The sequence below is a fragment of the Lutimaribacter pacificus genome (genome assembly GCF_900142185.1).
GTDB classification, from domain to species: Bacteria; Pseudomonadota; Alphaproteobacteria; order Rhodobacterales; family Rhodobacteraceae; genus Lutimaribacter; species Lutimaribacter pacificus.
This window is the reverse complement of record NZ_FQZZ01000004.1, coordinates 69,482-86,775: the sequence shown is the minus strand read 5'-3', so window position 1 is coordinate 86,775 and position 17,294 is coordinate 69,482. Positions and strand designations below refer to the sequence as shown.

The following is a 17,294-nucleotide window of genomic DNA, read 5'->3' as shown; positions in this document are numbered from 1 at the left end:
TATGACAGTGAACGTCCTGTTCGCCGCCCGCGCCGAGAAGTGGGAGGAATACGAAACCCCGTTGAATGCCGCGCTGGAAAAGGCCGGGGTCGATGCCGACCTGCGCACCGAGTTTCCGCCCGACGAGGTGGATTACATCGTCTATGCGCCGAATTCCGGGTTGCAGGATTTCACACCCTATACCCGCTGCAAGGCGGTGCTGAACCTCTGGGCCGGGGTCGAGGACGTGGTGGACAACAAGACGCTGACCCAGCCGCTTTGCCGCATGGTGGACGAGGCGGGGCTGACGCAGGGCATGATGGAATGGGTCACCGGCCACACGCTGCGCCTGCACCTGGGGATGGACCTGCATATCCACGGGCAGGACGGCAAATGGCGCCGCTATACCCCGCCGGTGGCGCAGGACCGCCCGGTGACGATCCTTGGCCTTGGCACGCTGGGGCAGGCCTGCGGGCAGGCGCTGGCGGGGCTGGGTTTCCCCGTGACAGGCTGGAGCAGGACGCAAAAGCAGGTCGCGGGCATCACCTGCCTGCATGGCGAGGACGGGCTGAAACAGGCGCTGTCGACCGCGCAGATCGTGATCCTTCTCCTGCCGCATACGCCACAGACCGAAAATATCCTGAACGCCGACACGCTGGCGATGCTGCCGGAGGGCGCGATGATCCTGAACCCCGGACGCGGCGCGCTGATCGAGGATACCGCGCTGCTGGCGGCGCTGGAATCGGGGCATGTCGCGCAGGCCACGCTGGATACCTTCCGGCAGGAGCCGTTGCCGGTGATGCATCCCTATTGGGCGCATGAAAAGGTGACGGTGACGCCGCATATCGCCTCGACCACCCGGCCCGCGACGGCATCCGCCGTGATCGTCGAGAACATCCGCCGCGGCGAAGCGGGCGAACCGTTCCTGCACCTGGTGGACCGCGAAGCGGGGTATTGAGGGGCCGACCCGGCCTATCGCAGGATCGGCGGCTTGTCGGGGTCCGAGCCGGGGGCGATGCGTTCGACCTTTGGCGGCTCGGGCGCGGGCGGGATGTCCAGCCGCATTCCGCATGACCCGATGGCGGCAAGGCGCGGGTCGTCCGCGTCGATGAACACGACATCGAGCGCGCCGGCCTCGACCCCCGAAAAGGTCAGCGCCTCGGACACGGATTTCGCCAGCGGCGCCTGCGCGCGTTCCCCGGCGCCGAGGATCGCCAGCATATGCGCCCGCGCGCCGCTGTCGTATTCGGCCTCGACCAGGAAGGCCGCCTGCGCCAGCCCCGCCGCGCGTGTCAGCCGGTCGGCCAGCGCGTCCAGCACGGGTTGCGGCAGGCGCCCCGGCGCGTGGACCGCCACGACGCGGGCCTGCGCCTCTTGCGGGGTGGTGCCCAGCGTGTCGACCAGCCATTGCAGCGCCTCGGCCGGGATCAGGAAGGATGTCGGCCCGGCCTCGAGATTCACGCCCAGCCCGATCCCCTGCGGTGCCAGCATCCCCGCCAGCACCCGCCCCGAGATCGCGGCATAAGGCGCGGGGCCGCCGGTGAAGGGGGCCATCCGTTCCTCGGTATCGAAGGCGACGACGAATGTCTGTTCGCCCAGTACGAAGGTGTCGGGCGCGACCTGATCGCCCTGCGGCTCCTCGCGCAGGACGAGGAACAGCTCGGTATCGGCCAGCACCTCGTAATAGCGGGCGCGCGCAAGGTCGTCCTCGGGCGCGGCCTCCATCACGTGAAAGGCCCGGTCGAGCGGGGTTTGCATATCAGTCATCGAGCACCTTTCGCACCTGGGCCCGCAGCGGCGGCAGCAGGTCGGTTTCGAACCAGGGGTTTCGTTTCAGCCATGCGGTATTGCGCCAGGACGGGTGCGGCAAGGGGAAAAGCCGGGGCGCATGGTCGCGCCAGCCCGCCACGGTTTCGGTGACGGGCGCGCGCCGGCCCAGATGCCAGCGATGGGCGTGCCCGCCCACCAGCACGGTCAGGCGGATATCGGGCAGGGCGGCCATCACGCGCGCGTGCCATGTGCGCGCGCAGAGCGTCGGCGGCGGCAGGTCGCTGCCTTTCGCGTCGTAGCCGGGAAAGCAAAAGGCCATCGGCACGATCGCCACGCGGGACATGTCATAGAATTCATCCGCCGTCATGCCCAGCCAGTCGCGCAGCCGGTCGCCCGAGGGATCGTCGAACGGCCGGCCCGATTTGTGCACCCGCATCCCCGGTGCCTGCCCGGCGATCAGCAGCCGCGCGCCGGGGCGGAACCAGACCACCGGGCGCGGTTCATGCGCGGTCTGCGTCGCGGCGAAGCGGTCGGCGCAGAGGCGGCAGGCGGTGATCTCGTCGTTCAGGGGCATGGTATCGGGCTTGGCGGGCGTCATGGCATGGGATATGGCGGGCCATGCTGTCCTATCAACATATCTATCACGCGGGAAACCCGGCGGATGTGCACAAGCACGCCGCGCTGGCGGCGATGCTGGACTATATGACTCGCAAGGACAAGCCGCTGAGCTATATCGAAACCCATGGCGGGCGGGGGCTCTACCGGCTGGACGCGCCCGAGGCGCTGAAAACCGGCGAGGCGGCGGCGGGGATCGGGGCGGTGGCCGACGCGGCGGCGCTGGCAGGCACGCCCTACCGCGCGGTTCTGGACGAAATCCGCGCGGTCCACGGCGCGCTGGCCTATCCCGGCTCGCCGCTGATCGCGGCGCGGTTCCTGCGCGCGGGCGATGCGGGCCACGTGGCCGAGTTGCACCCGCAGGAACATGCCGCGCTGGTGGCGGCGCTGAAGGGCACGCCGCTGAAGGTGCACCGGCAGGACGGGTTCGGGATGGCGCAGTCGATCTGCCCGCCGACCCCGCGCCGGGGGCTGATGCTGATCGACCCCAGCTATGAGGTGAAGGCCGAATACGCCCGCATCCCGCGCGAGATTGCCGGGCTTCATGCGAAATGGAACGTGGGTGTGATCGCGCTGTGGTATCCGATCCTGACCGGCGGCGCGCATGTGCCGATGCTGGCCGCGCTGGAGGCCCAGGGCCTGCCCGGCGCGCTGCGCCACGAAATCCGGTTCCCGCCGGTGCGCGCGGGGCACCGGATGGTGGGCTCGGGCCTGTTCGTGGTCAACGCCCCCTGGGGGCTGGAGGCGGAGCTGGACAGGGTGGCGCAGCTTTTCGGCGGCTGAGCGGTATCGCGCTGTCGCGCGATGCAGGTCTTGCGCCGCGCCTTCGGCGCGTCGCGGTGTTGAGGGGCTCTGCCCCTCAAACGCCCCGGGATATTGCCGGAGAGAGGAAACAGGGAGGCGCTTGGTCAGGCCCCCCCCGTTCCTGCGCAGGTCAGCCCATGTCGCGGTAGGAGATTTCCTTGCGGTCCTCACCGGTCTTGCCGCGGCGCACCAGCAGGCGGTTAAGCGCGTTGACATAGGCTTTGGCCGACGCCACCACCGTGTCGGTATCGGCCGACTGGCCGGTGGCGATGTTGCCGTCTTCCTCGAGCCGGACGCTGACGGTGGCCTGCGCATCGGTGCCTTCGGTCACGGCGTGCACCTGGTAGAGTTGCAGATGCGCCTTGTTGGGGTGCAGTTCGCGCACCGCCCTGAAGGTCGCGTCCACCGGGCCGTCGCCCTGTTGGGTGGCGGTTTTCTCGACCCCGTCGACCTCCATCACCAGCGTTGCCTCGGCCGGGCCGCCGGTGCCGCAGGCGACGCGCAGCGACCTGATCTGCAGCGCGTCGTTGGCCGCGTCCTCGCCCGCGTGGACGAGAGCCAGGATATCCTCGTCATAGACCTCTTTCTTGCGGTCGGCGAGATCCTTGAAGCGCACGAACACGTCCTTGAGCTGGTTGTCGGCCAGGTCGATGCCGAGATCGCGCAGCTTGGCACGCAGCGCGGCGCGGCCCGAATGCTTGCCCAAGGGCAGCGACGAGGCGGCAAGGCCCACATCCGCCGGGCGCATGATTTCGAAGGTTTCGGCATTCTTCAGCATCCCGTCCTGGTGGATGCCGGATTCGTGGGCAAAGGCGTTCTTGCCGACGATGGCCTTGTTGAACTGCACGGCGAAACCGCTGGCGGTCGAGACGCGGCGCGAGATGTTCATGATCTTGGAGCTGTCGACGCCGGTATGCCAGGGCATGATGTCGTGGCGCACCTTGAGCGCCATCACCACTTCCTCGAGCGCGGTGTTGCCGGCGCGTTCGCCCAGCCCGTTGACCGTGCATTCGATCTGCCGCGCGCCGCCCGCGACGGCGGCCAGCGCGTTGGCCGTGGCCATGCCCAGGTCGTTATGGCAGTGGGTGGCGAACACCACCTCGTCGGCGCCGGGCACGGTTTCGATCAGCCGCCTGATCAGGTCCGCGCTTTCGACCGGGGCGGTATAACCCACGGTGTCGGGGATGTTGATCGTGGTGGCCCCGGCCCTGATCGCGATCCCGATCACGCGGCAGAGGTAATCCCATTCGGTGCGCGTGGCGTCCATCGGCGACCACTGCACGTTGTCGCACAGGTTGCGCGCATGGGTCACGGTTTCGTGGATACGTTCGGCCATTTCGTCCATCGTGAGGTTGGGAATGGCGCGGTGCAGCGGCGAGGTGCCGATGAAGGTGTGGATGCGCGGCTTGCCGGCGTGTTTCACGGCCTCCCAGCAGCGGTCGATATCGGGAAGCTGCGCGCGGGCAAGGCCGCAGATCACCGAGTTTTTCGAGCGTTCGGCGATTTCCCGGACCGCCCTGAAATCCCCCTCGGAGGCGATGGGAAAGCCGGCTTCGATGATGTCGACGCCCATGTCGTCGAGCAGCTCGGCGATTTCCAGCTTTTCCTCGTGGGTCATCGTGGCGCCGGGCGATTGCTCGCCGTCGCGCAAGGTGGTGTCGAAGATCAGGACGCGATCTTTGTCGATGGCTTGGGTCATGTCTGGTCTCTTTGAATTTGTGTGTCTGCTAAGGCGTCATGGCGCGAAACATGCATCCTCTGAGCGGTCGCGCCGGGCCGGCACGCTCAGAGGCGGCTTAGCAGAAGCAGGCCAGGCAGGCACGCCGCGCGGGGTGCGCGGGCAATCGAAACGATATGGGCCTGATCGGTCATGGGCGCAGGTTATACCGGGCGGGAGGGAAATGAAAAGCACGAATCGACATCGGCGCGACGGCGGGGCCTATGCGAGCGGCGTCACGAGGTGCCCGCCGGCATCCATGATCGCCTGGTGCAGCGTGAAATCGTCGGCGCGGGCGGCGCGCAACCGTGCCTCGACCCCGGCGCTGAGCGGCGTGGGGGCTGGGGGCGAGACGTTCTTTTCCTTCGCGTCGATGCTTTTGCCCAGCCTGTCTTCGAGAAAGCGGCGGAACACGGGTTGCTTTTCATAGGCGAAAAGGTGGTCGATGCGCACCTGTCCGGCGTCGTCGGTGACGAAGGCGAACTGGCTGCCGACGCGGGCGAAGGGCGGCGGTTTGTCGGCGATGGCGGCCAGCACGAAATCGTCGAATGACAGCCCCGCGGCGCTGTTGCCGGCGCCCTTGCGTTTGGGGTCCTGCCGGTAGCGATACCAGCTGCGCAGCTGTTCCAGCGGGTCGCGCATCACCGCCACGCGTTCCGGCGTCAGCCCGTGGGCCTGTGCAAGGTAGGGGCCGAAATCGCGGTCGTATTTGCGCGCGGTCATATGTTTCAGCCCGGCCTTGTTGGCAAGGCTGATATCGGCCTTGCCGCGCAGCGCCATGTGATAGGCGGTGGACCCGGTTTTCGGCACCGCGAACAAAACGATATTGGCGTCCACGAAAACCAGCATTGCACCGCGTCCTTTCACAAGATGCGCGCACAGTGCCGTGGCGCGGTGGCCTTGTCAAAGCGTGCTCTTACGCGGGGCGTGCAAACTGGTATAAGGCGCGGCATGACACGGCTCGACCCCCGCGATATCGAAATCCTCAGGGTGCTGGCGCAGGATGGCCGGATCACCAAGGCGGCGCTGGCCGAGCGCGTGGGCCTGTCGCCCACCCCCTGCTGGGAACGCCTGCGCAAGCTGGAGCGCGCGGGGCTGATCGCGGGTTATGGCGCGCGGTTCAACCTGCGCAAGCTGGGCCCGTCGGTGACGGTGTTCGTCGCGGCCGAGCTTGAGGGGCACACCGCCGCGCATTTCCAGACCTTCGAAAGGGCGGTGGCGCTGCATGACGAGATCACCGCCTGCTGGTCGCTGGGCGGCGGGTTCGATTACCTGATGCAGGTGGTGACGCCGGATATCGACAGCTACCAGCGGCTGATCGACAGCCTGCTCGAGGCGCGGGTGGGGCTGGCGCGCTATTACACCTATATCGTCACCAAGACGGTCAAGGACGGCGCGCCGCCACCCTTCGACGTGCTCCTGGGCGGCGAAGGATAAATCGCCTGCCGATTGCCCGGACGGCAGAGGAATCTTCTGACAGGGGGTGCAAATTCAGCCTCGCCGTTGCCGCAAAGCGTCCATCCTTCGGGAAAGCCCGAAAAAGGAGGATGCCGATGTCGATGCATAACAGCCTGCCGAAATCCCCGCTGTCCGGCCTGGCCGATCCGCGCCTTGTGCGGCAGTTTTCCTATGTCGGCGGCAAATGGGTCGACAATGCCGATCGCGCCACCTTTGCCGTGACCAACCCCGCCGATGGCGGCTGGCTGGGCGAGGTGGCAAAGCTGTCGGGCGCGGAAAGCCGCAAGGCGGTCGATGCGGCGCAATCGGCCTTTGCCTCGTGGTCGGTGTGCCTGCCGCAGGATCGCGCCGCCCTGTTGCGGCGCTGGTACGACCTGATGATGCAGCACAAGGAAGACCTGGCGCGGATCATGGTGCTGGAACAGGGCAAGCCGATTTCCGAGGCGCGCGGCGAGATCGACTATGCCGCGAGTTTCGTGGAGTTCTACGCCGAGGAAACCCGCCGCCCGAATATCGAGGGCGTCACCAGCCACCTGCCCGATGCCGAGGTCGAGCTGTGGCGCGAGCCGGTGGGCGTGGCGGCGCTGATCACGCCGTGGAACTTTCCCAGCGCGATGCTGACGCGCAAGGCCGCGGCGGCCCTGGCGGCGGGCTGCACCGTGGTGGCGCACCCTTCGGCCGAGACGCCATATAGCGCGCTGGCGCTGGCCGAACTGGCCGAGCGCGCGGGCCTGCCGGCGGGCGTGTTCAACGTGGTGACGGGCGACGCGCCCGAGGTGGTCAAACCCTGGACCGAGGATGCCCGCGTGCGGGCGCTGTCATTCACCGGCTCTACCGAGATCGGGCGGCTGCTCTATCGGCAGTCGGCGGACACGGTGAAACGGCTGGTGATGGAACTGGGCGGCCATGCGCCGGTGATCGTGTTCAAGGGCGCGGACCTGGACAACGCGGTGGCCGAGACGATCAAGGCGAAATTCGCCACCACCGGGCAGGATTGCCTGGGCGCCAACCGCATTTTCGTCGAACGCCCGATCTATGACGAATTCTGCGCCCGCTTCACCGAGGCCACGAAGGCGCTGACCATCGGCACCGGCATGGACGATCCCGATATCGGCCCGCTGATGAACGAAAAGGCGGTGCGAAAGCAGGAAGAACACGTGCGCGACGCGCTGGACAAGGGCGCGCGGCTGCTGACCGGGGGCGAAAGGCATTCCCGCGGGCCGCTGTTCTACAAGCCGACGGTGCTGGCCGATGTGCCCGCCGATGCCGCCATCATGCACGAGGAAACATTCGGCCCGGTGGCACCCATCGCCGCCTTCGATACCGAGGACGAGGTGATCGCCCGCGCCAACGCGACCGAATACGGGCTGGTCGCCTATGTCCACACGCAGGACCCGCGCCGGCTCTACCGTGTCAGCCGGGCGTTGCAGTTCGGCATGGTCGCGGTCAACCGCACCAAGGTGACCGGCGCGCCGATCCCGTTCGGGGGCATGAAGCAATCCGGTCTCGGCCGCGAAGGGGCGCGGCAGGGATTGGAGGAATTCACCGAGATCAAATACGTCTGCCGCGACTGGGCCTGACCCGCGCGGCACCGCAGATGCAGAAAGGAACGACATGCTGAGAAACGACCAACTGGAGCAGTGGGACCGCGACACGTTCTTCCACCCCTCGACCCATCTTGCGCAATTTGCGCGGGGCGAGGCGCCGCAGCGCGTGCTGACGGGCGGGCAGGGCTGCCATATCGAGGATCGGGACGGTAACCGCCTGCTGGACGCCTTTGCCGGGCTCTATTGCGTGAACGTGGGCTATGGCCGCCAGGAGATCGCCGAAGCCATCGCCGATCAGGCCCGCGAACTGGCCTATTACCACGCCTATGTCGGCCACGGCACCGAGGCGTCGATCACGCTGGCCAAAATGATCCTGGACCGCGCGCCCGAAAACATGAGCAAGGTCTATTTCGGGCTGGGTGGATCGGATGCCAACGAAACCAACGTCAAGCTGGTCTGGTATTACAACAACGTGCTGGGTCGCCCGGAAAAGAAAAAAATCATCAGCCGCTGGCGGGGCTATCACGGCTCGGGGCTGGTGACCGGCTCGCTGACCGGGCTGGAGCTGTTTCACAAGAAGTTCGACCTGCCGCTGGCGCAGGTGATCCATACCGACGCGCCCTATTATTTCCGGCGCGACGACCTGTCCCAGACCGAGGCGCAGTTCGTGGCGCAGTGTGTCGCCTCTCTGGAGGAACTGATCGAGGCCGAGGGCGCCGACACCATCGCCGCCTTCATCGGCGAGCCGGTGCTGGGCACCGGCGGCATCGTGCCGCCGCCCGCCGGCTATTGGGAGGCGATCCAGAAGGTGTTGGCCAAACACGACATCCTGCTGATCGCCGACGAGGTGGTGACCGGGTTCGGCCGGCTGGGCAGCATGTTCGGGTCGGACCATTACGGGATGACGCCCGATATCATCACCATCGCCAAGGGGCTGACCAGCGCCTATGCGCCGCTGTCGGGCTCGATCGTCAGCGACAAGGTGTGGAAGGTGCTGGAACAGGGCACGGATGAGCTGGGCCCGATCGGCCACGGCTGGACCTATTCGGCGCATCCCGTCGGTGCGGCGGCGGGGGTGGCCAACCTGAAGCTGATCGACGATCTGAACCTTGTGCAAAACGCGGGCGAGGTGGGCGCCTATCTGAACGCCGCGATGGCGGACGCGCTGGGGGATCATGCGAATGTGGGCGATATCCGCGGCGAGGGGATGCTGTGCGCTGTCGAGTTCGTGAAGGACCGCGACGGGCGGGCGTTCTTCGACGCGGCCGACAAGGTGGGCCCGCAGGTGGCCGCCGCGCTGCTGGAGCAGGGGGTGATCGGGCGGGCCATGCCGCAGGGCGATATCCTGGGCTTTGCCCCGCCCTTTTGCCTGACCCGGGCCGAGGCGGACGAGGTCGTGGCCAAGACCGCGAAGGCGGTGCACTCCGTGCTGGGGTGAGCGGAACGGGCGGGGTCGGGCGTTGATCCGACCTTGCCGGTGGGAATGCAACAGAGGGTATCGCACGGCCGCGGTCGGGCGATCCGACATTTGTGACTGGCAATTTATCGCCCAGCCACATCCTCCCTCAGACCGTGGCACTTGCGGCAGCCAATCGCCCGGCCGGGGGGCGGCCGTGCGATGCCCGGGCCGCTGCGCGGCTGTTCCGGGCGGGGTGTGTCGTTCAGACTGTGGAGCACTACCGGAGTGCGTTCAGCGGCGCAGGGCGGGTTAACCCCGCCCCGCCGCAGAACCAGCCTTACTTGGCCCAGTGGCCTTCGAAATCGGCGGGGATCTTCAGGATGTCGCGGCCCAGCTCGTCGATCCGGCGGCGCCCGCACAGCGCCATCGAGATATCCATTTCCCTGTGGATCACCTCAAGCGCGCGGGTCACGCCCTGCTCGCCCATCGCGCCCAGCCCGTAGACGAAGGCGCGGCCGATATAGGTGCCCTTGGCCCCCATCGCCACGGCCTTGAGCACGTCCTGCCCGGAACGGATGCCGCTGTCGAGATGCACCTCGGTCTTGTCGCCCACGGCGTCGAGGATCGCAGGCAACGCCCGGATCGAACTGAGCGCGCCGTCAAGCTGGCGCCCGCCGTGGTTCGACACCACGATGGCATCGGCGCCCACCTGCAGCGCCATCTGCGCGTCCTCGGGCTCCATGATGCCCTTGAGGATCACCTTGCCGCCCCATTCCTCCCTGATCTTCGCGATCTTGTCCCAGTCGAGCGTCGGATCGAACTGTTCGGCCGTCCATGCGCCCAGGTCGGCGGCGTCGCTGATGCCCTGCACATGGCCCACGATATTGCCGAAATGGCGGCGTGACGCGCCCAGCATCCCGGCGCCCCAGCGCCACTTGGTCGCCAGGTTCGCCATCGTGGAAAGCGTCAGCTTGGGCGGGGCGGACAGGCCGTTCTTCAGATCCCGGTGCCGCTGGCCGAGGATCTGCAGATCCAGCGTGATCACCAGCGCCGAGCATTTCGCATCCTTCGCGCGCTGGATCAGCGAACTGACGAAGCCCTGGTCCTTCATCGTGTAAAGCTGGAACCAGAAGGGTCTGGAGGTCGCGCCGGCCACGTCCTCGATCGAGTTGATGGACATGGTGGACAGCGTGAAGGGAACGCCGAACGCCTCGGCCGCGCGGGCGGCCTTGATCTCGCCATCGGCGTGCTGCATGCCGGTCAGCCCCACCGGGGCCAGCGCCACCGGCATGGCGACGTCCTGCCCGACCATCTGCGTGGCGGTGGAACGGCCAGACATATCGACGGCCACCCGCTGGCGCAGGCGAATCCGGTCGAAATCGCTGGTGTTCTCGCGGAAGGTCTGTTCGGTCCAGCTGCCGGATTCGCAATAGTCATAGAACATCCGGGGCGCCCGCCGGCGATAGATCTGCTTGAGATCGTCGATGCAGGTGATGACGGTCATGGCGGACTCCCTGTGCCTGTTTTGGTGAATTTTTCTTACCGATCCCGCGCCGGCGAAACAATCGGCAATTCGCAATCCGGTTGCGGCGGCGGGGCATCCGCGTATGGTCGGGGCAAGATCACAAGGAATACCCAAGATGTTTTTCGACGACCTGCCCGTGGGCCATGTGTTCGACACGGCAACCCGCAGCCTGAGCGAAGAGGAAATCGTTGATTTCGCCCGCGTATACGATAACCAGCCGTTCCACACCGACCCCGAGGCCGCGGCGCAGTCGATCTATGGAGGGATCATCGCCAGCGGGTTCCAGACGCTGCTGACCGCCTTTCAGCTGGCGATGGAGGCCGATGTCTGGAACGAGGCGTCGATGGGCTCGCCGGGGATGCGCGAGCTGCGATGGCACCACCCGGTGCGGCCGGGCGACGCATTGCGCGTGCGGGCCGAGGTGGTGGCTTCGATCCCCTCGGCCTCGCGCCCCGACCGGGGGCGGACAGAGATACGCTATGACGTGCTGAACCAGTCGGGCGAGGTGGTGATGAGCTATACCGCGACCCATATCCTGAAGCGGAAGCCCGCCTGATGAGCATCATCCTGATCGGCACCATCGCCAGCCTCGTGGCGGGCCTGATGACCGGGGTGGGCGCGATCCCGGTGCTGTTCGGCCAGCAGGTGTCGCGGCGCACCAACGACATGATGCTGGGCTTTGCCGCCGGGGTCATGATCTCGGCCTCGTTCTTTTCGCTGATCCTGCCGGGGATCGCGGCGGGGGAAGAGGTGTACGGCACGGTGCCCGCCGCCGCCTTGCTGGCAGCCCTTGGCATCGCGCTGGGGGCCGCGATGGTGGCGTGGCTGAACAATGCGCTGCCGCACGAGCATTTCATCGTCGGCCCAGAGGGCGCCGATCCCGGTGCGCTGCCCAAGATCTGGCTGTTCGTGATCGCCATCACCATCCACAATTTCCCCGAAGGCATGGCCGTCGGTATCGGCTTCGGGGGCGGCAACGTCACCAACGGGCTGAGCCTGGCCACCGGTATCGGGCTGCAGAACGCGCCCGAGGGGCTGGCCGTGGCGCTGGCGCTGCGCGGGCAGGGATACAGCAAGGGCCGCGCCTTCCTGATCGCGCTGCTGACCGGGCTGGTCGAGCCGGTGGGCGGGTTGCTGGGCGTGGCGCTGGTGCATGTGTCGGTCTACGTGCTGCCCGTCGGGCTGACCTTCGCCGCCGGTGCGATGCTTTACATCATCAGCCACGAGATCATTCCCGAAACCCACCGCTACGGCCACCAGAACCGCGCCACCACCGGGCTGATCGTGGGGCTGATCCTGATGATGCTGCTGGACGTGATCCTGGGCTGATCCCTTGCGCGGGCGCGCGTCTGCGCGTATGGCAGGCGCAGATTTTCTGACAGGAGGCCGCAATGGCGTGGAAAGTGTTCATCGATGGCGAGGCAGGAACGACGGGTCTTCAGATCCGCGAGCGCCTGACCGCGCGCGATGACATCACGCTGGTGCAGGTGCCGCATGCGCAGCGCAAGGATGCCGGCGCGCGGGCCGAGGCCTTTGCCGCCGCCGATATCGCCATCCTGTGTCTGCCCGATGACGCCGCGCGCGAGGCGGTCGAAATCGCGCGGCCCCACGGCACGCGGATCATCGACGCCTCGACCGCGCACCGGGTCAATCCCGACTGGGCCTTCGGCTTTGCCGAACTGGGCGCGGGCCAGCGTGACAGGATCGCGCAGGCGCAATACGTGACCAACCCGGGCTGCTATTCCACCGGCTCGATCGCGCTGCTTGCGCCGCTGGTGTCGGCGGGGCTGCTGGCGGCGGATGCGCCGGTCACGATCAACGCGGTTTCGGGCTATACCGGGGGCGGCAAGGCGCTGATCGCCGAGTTCGAGGATGGCAGCGCGCCCGATCATTTCGTCTATGGGCTGGAACACAAGCACAAGCATATCCCGGAAATCATGCGCTCCTCTGGGCTGACCCGCACGCCGGTCTTCGTGCCGTCGGTTGGCAAATACGCGCAGGGCATGATCGTGCAGATCCCGATGCACCTTCCCGCCGGGCAGAGCGCGGCCGATCTGGAACAGTGCCTGAAGGCGCATTACGCCGGGCAGCGGTTCGTGCAGGTGGTGGCGCCCGAACAGGTCGGCCCGCGCGCCGATCCGCAGCGCCTGAACGGCACCAACCGGATGGAGCTGACGGTGTTCCCCAGCGCCGGGGGCGACCGCGTGGTGCTGCTGGCGACGCTCGACAACCTGGGCAAGGGCGCCTCGGGCGCGGCGGTGCAGAACCTCAACATCATGCTGGGCGCGGACGAGGGCGCGGGGCTGACGGGCTAAGCCCGTCCGCGCCGGGGCACCGGTTTCGGACCACCCCGGAAACGCTTATGGGGTGCCGTTGCCGGCCTCCTGCTCAAGCCGCTCCCGCAGCACGGTCATGACCCGGTGGGCGGCCCTGATCTCGGCCTCTGACAGGCCGTCGGCCAGCGCATCCGCCTTGGGGTAATACCGGTTCAACGCGGCGACATAGGCGCGCTTTCCCTTTTCCGTCAGGATCACAAGCTGCGCCCGCCGGTGATGCGGGTTGGGCGCGAATTCGACAAGTCCCTCCCTGTGCAGGTCGTTCACGATGCGCTGCACGTTCTGGCGGTTGGCCCCGAGGTCGCGGGCAAGCCACGCCACCGGCCGCGGCTGTTCCGCGTACACGATGGCACCGAGGATCTGCCAGCGGGCGCTGGTCAGCCCGAAAGGGGCCACCAGCCTGTCGCCCCAGGCCAGGGTCAGGTTGTTCACCCGGAACAGCGTCAGGATGAGATCGGTCAGGGCGGCGCCGGCGGGGCTGCGGTCTGTTTCGTCGGTGTCAGTCATTTGTCGCTATATCACCCAATTGACATTATGATGTCAATTGCTTTATAGGCGTCATACAAGTTGTCATCATGATGTCATATGGAGGCCGAGATCCATGATCAGAGTCATTCATCCCGTTGCAGGGGCGGTTGCGCTTTTCACGATCCTGATCTTCTGGGTTTCGACCGTTATTTCCGAATTGTTCGGGTCCGAGGCGGCGGTGATCGCGGTCAAGACATCCGTTCCGTGGGGCTTTTTCCTGCTGGTTCCGGCGCTGGCAGCCGCCGGGGGATCGGGCTTTGCGTTGGCCGGGGGGCGTCCGGCCGGGCTTGTGGCGGCCAAGGCCCGGCGTATGCCGATCATCGCGGCAAACGGCATCCTGATCCTGATTCCGGCGGCGCTTTACCTTGCGCACAAGGCCGGTCAGGCCGAGTTCGACGGAATGTTCTACGCGGTGCAGGTGCTTGAACTTGCGGCGGGGGCGACGAATATCGCCCTGCTCGGGCTCAACATGCGCGACGGGTTGAAAATGAAGGGCCGCCCGCGCTGCCGTTCCGGGTAAGCGGTTCTCAGGCGCGGTGCGCGCCTTCGGCCAGCCCGCGCACGAAGTCCAGCACCTGATCGACCGGCTTTCCGCTGGCGATTTCGGTGACGATGGCGGAACCGACGACACAGCCATCGGCCACGCCGGCAATCGCCTGCGCCGCGCCGGGCGACTTGATGCCGAAGCCCACGACGACCGGCAGGTCGGTCTGTGACTTGATGCGGGAAACCTCGGGGCCGACATCCGCCGCCTGCGCCTCGGCCGCGCCGGTGATGCCGGTGATCGACACGTAATAGACGAAGCCGCTGGTATTCTGCAGCACCTTGGGCAGGCGCTTGTCATCGGTGGTGGGGGTGGCGAGGCGGATGAAGTTGATCCCGGCCTTGGCTGCCGGGATGCACAGCTCCTCATCCTCTTCGGGGGGCAGGTCGACCACGATCAGCCCGTCCACACCGGCAGCCGTGGCATCGGCCAGGAACCTGTCGACGCCGCGCGAATAGATCGGGTTGTAATAGCCCATCATCACGATCGGCGTGTCGGGATCGTCCTTGCGGAACTCGGTCACCATATCCAGCGTCTTTTGCAGGGTCTGCCCGCCCTCCAGCGCGCGCTGCCCGGCCAGCTGGATCGTGGGCCCGTCGGCCATCGGATCGGTAAAGGGCATCCCCAGCTCGATCACGTCGACGCCCGCGCCCGGCAGCCCCTTCATCACCGCAAGCGAGCGGTCGTAATCCGGGTCGCCGCCCATGATATAGGCGACGAAGGCCTTTTTGCCGTCGGCGCGCAGCTTGGCGAAGGTGTCGTCGATCCGGGTCATGGGGTGTGTCCTTTGCTTGGTCCGGCCCCATGTGCCGTGTGCGCGCGGGAAAATCAATGCCTCACCGCGCCGCGCGCCAAGCTGCCTTGCACCCGTGGCGTGCCCGCACTAGAAGCGCGGCAACACTGGATCACGGAGGCCGCAATGGGTTTCAAGATGGGGATCGTGGGCCTGCCCAACGTGGGCAAGTCCACCCTGTTCAACGCGCTGACGAAAACCGCGGCGGCGCAGGCGGCGAATTTTCCGTTCTGCACGATCGAGCCCAACGTGGGCGAGGTGAACGTGCCCGACGCGCGGCTGGACAAGCTGGCCGAGGTTGCCAAATCGGCCAGCATCATTCCCACCCGCATGACGTTCGTCGATATCGCCGGGCTGGTGAAGGGTGCCAGCAAGGGTGAGGGGCTGGGCAACCAGTTCCTGGCCAATATCCGCGAGGTCGACGCCATTGCCCATGTGCTGCGCTGTTTCGAGGATGGCGATGTCACCCATGTCGAAGGCCGGGTCGATCCTGTCGCCGATGCCGAGGTGATCGAGACCGAGCTGATGCTGGCCGATCTCGAATCGATCGAGAAACGCCGCGCCAACCTGGTGCGCAAGCTGAAAGGCAACGACAAGGAAGCGCAGCAGCAGGACCGCCTTCTGGCGATGGCGCAGGAGGTGCTGGAAAACGGCCAGCCCGCCCGCGTGTCCGAGGTCGCCGACGAGGATGCGAAGGCGTGGAAGATGCTGCAACTGCTGACCACCAAGCCCGTGCTTTATGTCTGCAACGTGTCCGAAGAGGACGCCGCCACCGGCAACGCCCATTCGGCCGCGGTGGCCGACATGGCCGCGGCGCAGGGCAACGGGCATGTCATCATCTCGGCCCGGATCGAGGAAGAGATCAGCCAGTTGGATGACGACGAGGCAACGATGTTTCTTGAGGAGATGGGGCTGGAGGAGCCGGGGCTCGACCGGCTGATCCGTGCAGGCTACGATCTGCTGCACCTGGAAACCTATTTCACCGTCGGCCCGAAAGAAGCCCGCGCCTGGACCATCCGCCAGGGCACACCGGCGCCGCAGGCGGCGGGCGTGATCCACGGGGATTTCGAAAAGGGCTTCATCCGCGCCGAAACCATCGCCTATGACGATTTCATTGCCTGCGGCGGCGAACAGGGCGCCAAGGAGGCCGGCAAGATGCGGGCCGAGGGCAAGGGCTATGTCGTCAGGGATGGCGACGTGATGCATTTCCTGTTCAACACCTGATCGCGCCAAACCGCGCGATCTCCGGCCGGAACCGCGCGGTTTCGTGGCCGGTATCCTTCCCGGCGGGCTTCTCTGCGCCCGTCCGAGGCGGCTGCCGCAGGGCGGCCGCCATCCTCGATCCGACGCGCCCGCCAGAGGGAAACCCGCCTCGAAACGGCCCCTGCCGGGCTGCCGCAGGGCGACCCGCAACACGGGCTGCAAAATTTCCGATTTTCCGCTTGTCCCTGCGGGGCACGATGGATAAACCCGTCGGCGGAGACGTGGCCGAGTGGTCGAAGGCGCTCCCCTGCTAAGGGAGTAGGCCCGGAAGGGTCTCGTGGGTTCGAATCCCATCGTCTCCGCCACCTACCATTTTCATTGAATGGCCTTGGGGCGCTTGGTAGCGTTTAAGTCTATGGACTTATGTGCTTATTCTCGTTCGTTGTTCTCACTGGCTTCGTTTCGATTGCGCTCGGTTCTGTTCATTTGGTGGTACGAACTGTGGTATTTTCTATGGCCTATACCTCGGGAAAGCTGACGAAGAATCTGCTCCGGACGCTAGGCCCTGGCCGACATGGCGACGGCCACGGGCTGTATCTGGTGGTCGATCCATCCGGCGCGCGGCGCTGGATCGTCCGCGTCACGGTGAAGGGGCAGCGGAATCGGCAGGGAAAGCCGCTCCGCACCGATTTTGGCCTCGGCGGTGCTGACGTGGTGACGCTCAACGTGGCGCGCGAACGCGCCCTGGAGTATCGCCGCCTCGCCAAGCAGGGCCTCAACCCAAAATTTCACAAGGACCAGGACGTGCCTTGTTTCGAAGAGGTTGCCCGACAGGTCCACATCGAGCGCCTGCCGACATGAAAGAACCCGAAGCACGGTCAGCAGTGGATCAATACGCTTGCAGATTATGCTTTCCCCAAGATCGGCCGAATGCCCGTCTCGGACATCGACCAGCCGGAAATCTTGCAGGTGCTGTCCCCGATCTGGACCGAGAAGCACGAAACAGCGCGCAGGGTGGCGCAGCGAATGAAGGCGGTCCTGGATGTGGCCCGGTCTCGTGGCTACCGCGAGGGTGA

Annotated in this window: 18 protein-coding genes, 1 tRNA gene and 1 pseudogene; 13 read left to right on the top strand and 7 right to left on the bottom strand. The window is 66.5% G+C overall.

The genetic code is table 11. From position 1 onward, the window contains the following. The first annotated feature begins 1 nt into the window (after window position 1). Complete coding sequence (locus tag F3H87_RS11815) at window positions 2-937, top strand: 2-hydroxyacid dehydrogenase (protein WP_149788525.1); 936 nt, start codon at window positions 2-4, stop codon at window positions 935-937. A 14-nt stretch (window positions 938-951) separates the two neighbouring features. Here F3H87_RS11815 and F3H87_RS11810 read toward each other — a convergent pair whose 3' ends face one another. Continuing rightward, window positions 952-1,746: an SseB family protein gene (locus F3H87_RS11810; RefSeq protein ID WP_149788526.1), complete on the bottom strand. Its 795-nt coding sequence runs from the start codon at window positions 1,744-1,746 to the stop codon at window positions 952-954. Then, the gene (locus F3H87_RS11805) at window positions 1,739-2,347 is read right to left on the bottom strand and encodes a uracil-DNA glycosylase family protein (protein WP_223228048.1); all 609 of its coding nucleotides are present in this window, start codon (window positions 2,345-2,347) and stop codon (window positions 1,739-1,741) included. The genes F3H87_RS11810 and F3H87_RS11805 overlap by 8 nt, the downstream gene beginning before the upstream one ends. Before the next feature lie 20 nt (window positions 2,348-2,367). On the opposite strand from F3H87_RS11805, the gene F3H87_RS11800 reads away from it, so the two are divergent. Then, entirely contained in the window at window positions 2,368-3,147 is a 780-nt protein-coding gene (locus F3H87_RS11800) for a 23S rRNA (adenine(2030)-N(6))-methyltransferase RlmJ (protein ID WP_149788527.1), read from the top strand. A gap of 151 nt (window positions 3,148-3,298) precedes the next feature. Here F3H87_RS11800 and F3H87_RS11795 read toward each other — a convergent pair whose 3' ends face one another. After that, a complete protein-coding gene (locus F3H87_RS11795) occupies window positions 3,299-4,867 on the bottom strand; it encodes a 2-isopropylmalate synthase (RefSeq protein ID WP_149788528.1) in 1,569 nt (522 codons plus the stop codon). Between the two features lie 240 nt (window positions 4,868-5,107). After that, entirely contained in the window at window positions 5,108-5,734 is a 627-nt protein-coding gene (locus F3H87_RS11790; RefSeq protein ID WP_149788529.1) for a sulfotransferase family protein, read from the bottom strand. 102 nt (window positions 5,735-5,836) lie between these two features. Here F3H87_RS11790 and F3H87_RS11785 point away from each other — a divergent pair, with 102 nt between their 5' ends. The 3 genes from F3H87_RS11785 (at window position 5,837) to F3H87_RS11775 (ending at window position 9,328) form a co-directional block, all read left to right on the top strand. Beyond that, a complete protein-coding gene (locus F3H87_RS11785) occupies window positions 5,837-6,322 on the top strand; it encodes an Lrp/AsnC family transcriptional regulator (protein ID WP_149788530.1) in 486 nt (161 codons plus the stop codon). Between the two features lie 116 nt (window positions 6,323-6,438). Further along, window positions 6,439-7,923 (top strand): NAD-dependent succinate-semialdehyde dehydrogenase, encoded by a 1,485-nt coding sequence (locus F3H87_RS11780; protein WP_223228047.1) that lies wholly within the window; start codon window positions 6,439-6,441, stop codon window positions 7,921-7,923. 34 nt (window positions 7,924-7,957) lie between these two features. Beyond that, the gene (locus F3H87_RS11775) at window positions 7,958-9,328 is read left to right on the top strand and encodes an aspartate aminotransferase family protein (RefSeq protein ID WP_149788531.1); all 1,371 of its coding nucleotides are present in this window, start codon (window positions 7,958-7,960) and stop codon (window positions 9,326-9,328) included. A gap of 298 nt (window positions 9,329-9,626) precedes the next feature. Here F3H87_RS11775 and F3H87_RS11770 read toward each other — a convergent pair whose 3' ends face one another. Then, window positions 9,627-10,793 (bottom strand): alpha-hydroxy acid oxidase, encoded by a 1,167-nt coding sequence (locus F3H87_RS11770; RefSeq protein ID WP_149788532.1) that lies wholly within the window; start codon window positions 10,791-10,793, stop codon window positions 9,627-9,629. A gap of 136 nt (window positions 10,794-10,929) precedes the next feature. Here F3H87_RS11770 and F3H87_RS11765 point away from each other — a divergent pair, with 136 nt between their 5' ends. The 3 genes from F3H87_RS11765 (at window position 10,930) to argC (ending at window position 13,129) form a co-directional block, all read left to right on the top strand. Next, the gene (locus F3H87_RS11765; protein WP_149788533.1) at window positions 10,930-11,370 is read left to right on the top strand and encodes a MaoC family dehydratase; all 441 of its coding nucleotides are present in this window, start codon (window positions 10,930-10,932) and stop codon (window positions 11,368-11,370) included. After that, window positions 11,370-12,143 carry a ZIP family metal transporter gene (locus F3H87_RS11760; protein ID WP_149788534.1) on the top strand — a complete coding sequence of 258 codons (774 nt, stop codon included), beginning with the start codon at window positions 11,370-11,372 and terminating at the stop codon, window positions 12,141-12,143. Before F3H87_RS11765 ends, F3H87_RS11760 begins: the two co-directional genes overlap by 1 nt. A gap of 62 nt (window positions 12,144-12,205) precedes the next feature. Next, entirely contained in the window at window positions 12,206-13,129 is a 924-nt protein-coding gene (gene argC, locus F3H87_RS11755) for an N-acetyl-gamma-glutamyl-phosphate reductase (protein WP_149788535.1), read from the top strand. Window positions 13,130-13,174: 45 nt separating this feature from the next. Here argC and F3H87_RS11750 read toward each other — a convergent pair whose 3' ends face one another. Further along, window positions 13,175-13,657 (bottom strand): MarR family winged helix-turn-helix transcriptional regulator, encoded by a 483-nt coding sequence (locus tag F3H87_RS11750; protein WP_149788536.1) that lies wholly within the window; start codon window positions 13,655-13,657, stop codon window positions 13,175-13,177. A gap of 94 nt (window positions 13,658-13,751) precedes the next feature. On the opposite strand from F3H87_RS11750, the gene F3H87_RS11745 reads away from it, so the two are divergent. Continuing rightward, window positions 13,752-14,198, top strand: a complete 447-nt coding sequence (locus tag F3H87_RS11745; protein ID WP_149788537.1) for a hypothetical protein — start codon at window positions 13,752-13,754, stop codon at window positions 14,196-14,198. Window positions 14,199-14,205: 7 nt separating this feature from the next. On the opposite strand, the gene trpA is transcribed toward F3H87_RS11745, so the two are convergent. Further along, complete coding sequence (gene trpA / locus F3H87_RS11740) at window positions 14,206-14,997, bottom strand: tryptophan synthase subunit alpha (protein WP_149788538.1); 792 nt, start codon at window positions 14,995-14,997, stop codon at window positions 14,206-14,208. Window positions 14,998-15,141: 144 nt separating this feature from the next. Between trpA and ychF the strand changes: the two genes are divergently transcribed. The 4 genes and pseudogenes from ychF to F3H87_RS22165 all read left to right on the top strand — a co-directional run. Then, complete coding sequence (gene ychF / locus F3H87_RS11735; RefSeq protein WP_149788539.1) at window positions 15,142-16,239, top strand: redox-regulated ATPase YchF; 1,098 nt, start codon at window positions 15,142-15,144, stop codon at window positions 16,237-16,239. Window positions 16,240-16,493: 254 nt separating this feature from the next. After that, a tRNA-Ser gene (locus tag F3H87_RS11730) sits at window positions 16,494-16,583 on the top strand. A gap of 148 nt (window positions 16,584-16,731) precedes the next feature. After that, window positions 16,732-17,079: an Arm DNA-binding domain-containing protein gene (locus F3H87_RS21975; protein ID WP_223228046.1), complete on the top strand. Its 348-nt coding sequence runs from the start codon at window positions 16,732-16,734 to the stop codon at window positions 17,077-17,079. A 15-nt stretch (window positions 17,080-17,094) separates the two neighbouring features. Beyond that, window positions 17,095-17,292: pseudogene (locus F3H87_RS22165) on the top strand (phage integrase central domain-containing protein); the annotation flags it as partial. Window positions 17,293-17,294: the final 2 nt, after the last annotated feature.

What these genes read in the sequence shown, in the direction of transcription:
- F3H87_RS11745 (WP_149788537.1), top strand. Translation starts at nt 13,752, where the DNA reads ATGATCAGAGTCATTCATCCCGTTGCAGGGGCGGTTGCGCTTTTCACG.
- F3H87_RS11785 (WP_149788530.1), top strand. Translation starts at nt 5,837, where the DNA reads ATGACACGGCTCGACCCCCGCGATATCGAAATCCTCAGGGTGCTGGCG.
- F3H87_RS11760 (WP_149788534.1), top strand. Translation starts at nt 11,370, where the DNA reads ATGAGCATCATCCTGATCGGCACCATCGCCAGCCTCGTGGCGGGCCTG.
- F3H87_RS11815 (WP_149788525.1), top strand. Translation starts at nt 2, where the DNA reads ATGACAGTGAACGTCCTGTTCGCCGCCCGCGCCGAGAAGTGGGAGGAA.
- F3H87_RS11770 (WP_149788532.1), bottom strand. Translation starts at nt 10,793, where the DNA reads ATGACCGTCATCACCTGCATCGACGATCTCAAGCAGATCTATCGCCGG.
- F3H87_RS11810 (WP_149788526.1), bottom strand. Translation starts at nt 1,746, where the DNA reads ATGACTGATATGCAAACCCCGCTCGACCGGGCCTTTCACGTGATGGAG.
- F3H87_RS11780 (WP_223228047.1), top strand. Translation starts at nt 6,439, where the DNA reads ATGTCGATGCATAACAGCCTGCCGAAATCCCCGCTGTCCGGCCTGGCC.
- F3H87_RS11800 (WP_149788527.1), top strand. Translation starts at nt 2,368, where the DNA reads ATGCTGTCCTATCAACATATCTATCACGCGGGAAACCCGGCGGATGTG.
- F3H87_RS11775 (WP_149788531.1), top strand. Translation starts at nt 7,958, where the DNA reads ATGCTGAGAAACGACCAACTGGAGCAGTGGGACCGCGACACGTTCTTC.
- F3H87_RS11750 (WP_149788536.1), bottom strand. Translation starts at nt 13,657, where the DNA reads ATGACTGACACCGACGAAACAGACCGCAGCCCCGCCGGCGCCGCCCTG.
- F3H87_RS21975 (WP_223228046.1), top strand. Translation starts at nt 16,732, where the DNA reads ATGGCCTATACCTCGGGAAAGCTGACGAAGAATCTGCTCCGGACGCTA.
- F3H87_RS11795 (WP_149788528.1), bottom strand. Translation starts at nt 4,867, where the DNA reads ATGACCCAAGCCATCGACAAAGATCGCGTCCTGATCTTCGACACCACC.
- F3H87_RS11805 (WP_223228048.1), bottom strand. Translation starts at nt 2,347, where the DNA reads ATGACGCCCGCCAAGCCCGATACCATGCCCCTGAACGACGAGATCACC.
- F3H87_RS11765 (WP_149788533.1), top strand. Translation starts at nt 10,930, where the DNA reads ATGTTTTTCGACGACCTGCCCGTGGGCCATGTGTTCGACACGGCAACC.
- argC (WP_149788535.1), top strand. Translation starts at nt 12,206, where the DNA reads ATGGCGTGGAAAGTGTTCATCGATGGCGAGGCAGGAACGACGGGTCTT.
- trpA (WP_149788538.1), bottom strand. Translation starts at nt 14,997, where the DNA reads ATGACCCGGATCGACGACACCTTCGCCAAGCTGCGCGCCGACGGCAAA.
- F3H87_RS11790 (WP_149788529.1), bottom strand. Translation starts at nt 5,734, where the DNA reads ATGCTGGTTTTCGTGGACGCCAATATCGTTTTGTTCGCGGTGCCGAAA.
- ychF (WP_149788539.1), top strand. Translation starts at nt 15,142, where the DNA reads ATGGGTTTCAAGATGGGGATCGTGGGCCTGCCCAACGTGGGCAAGTCC.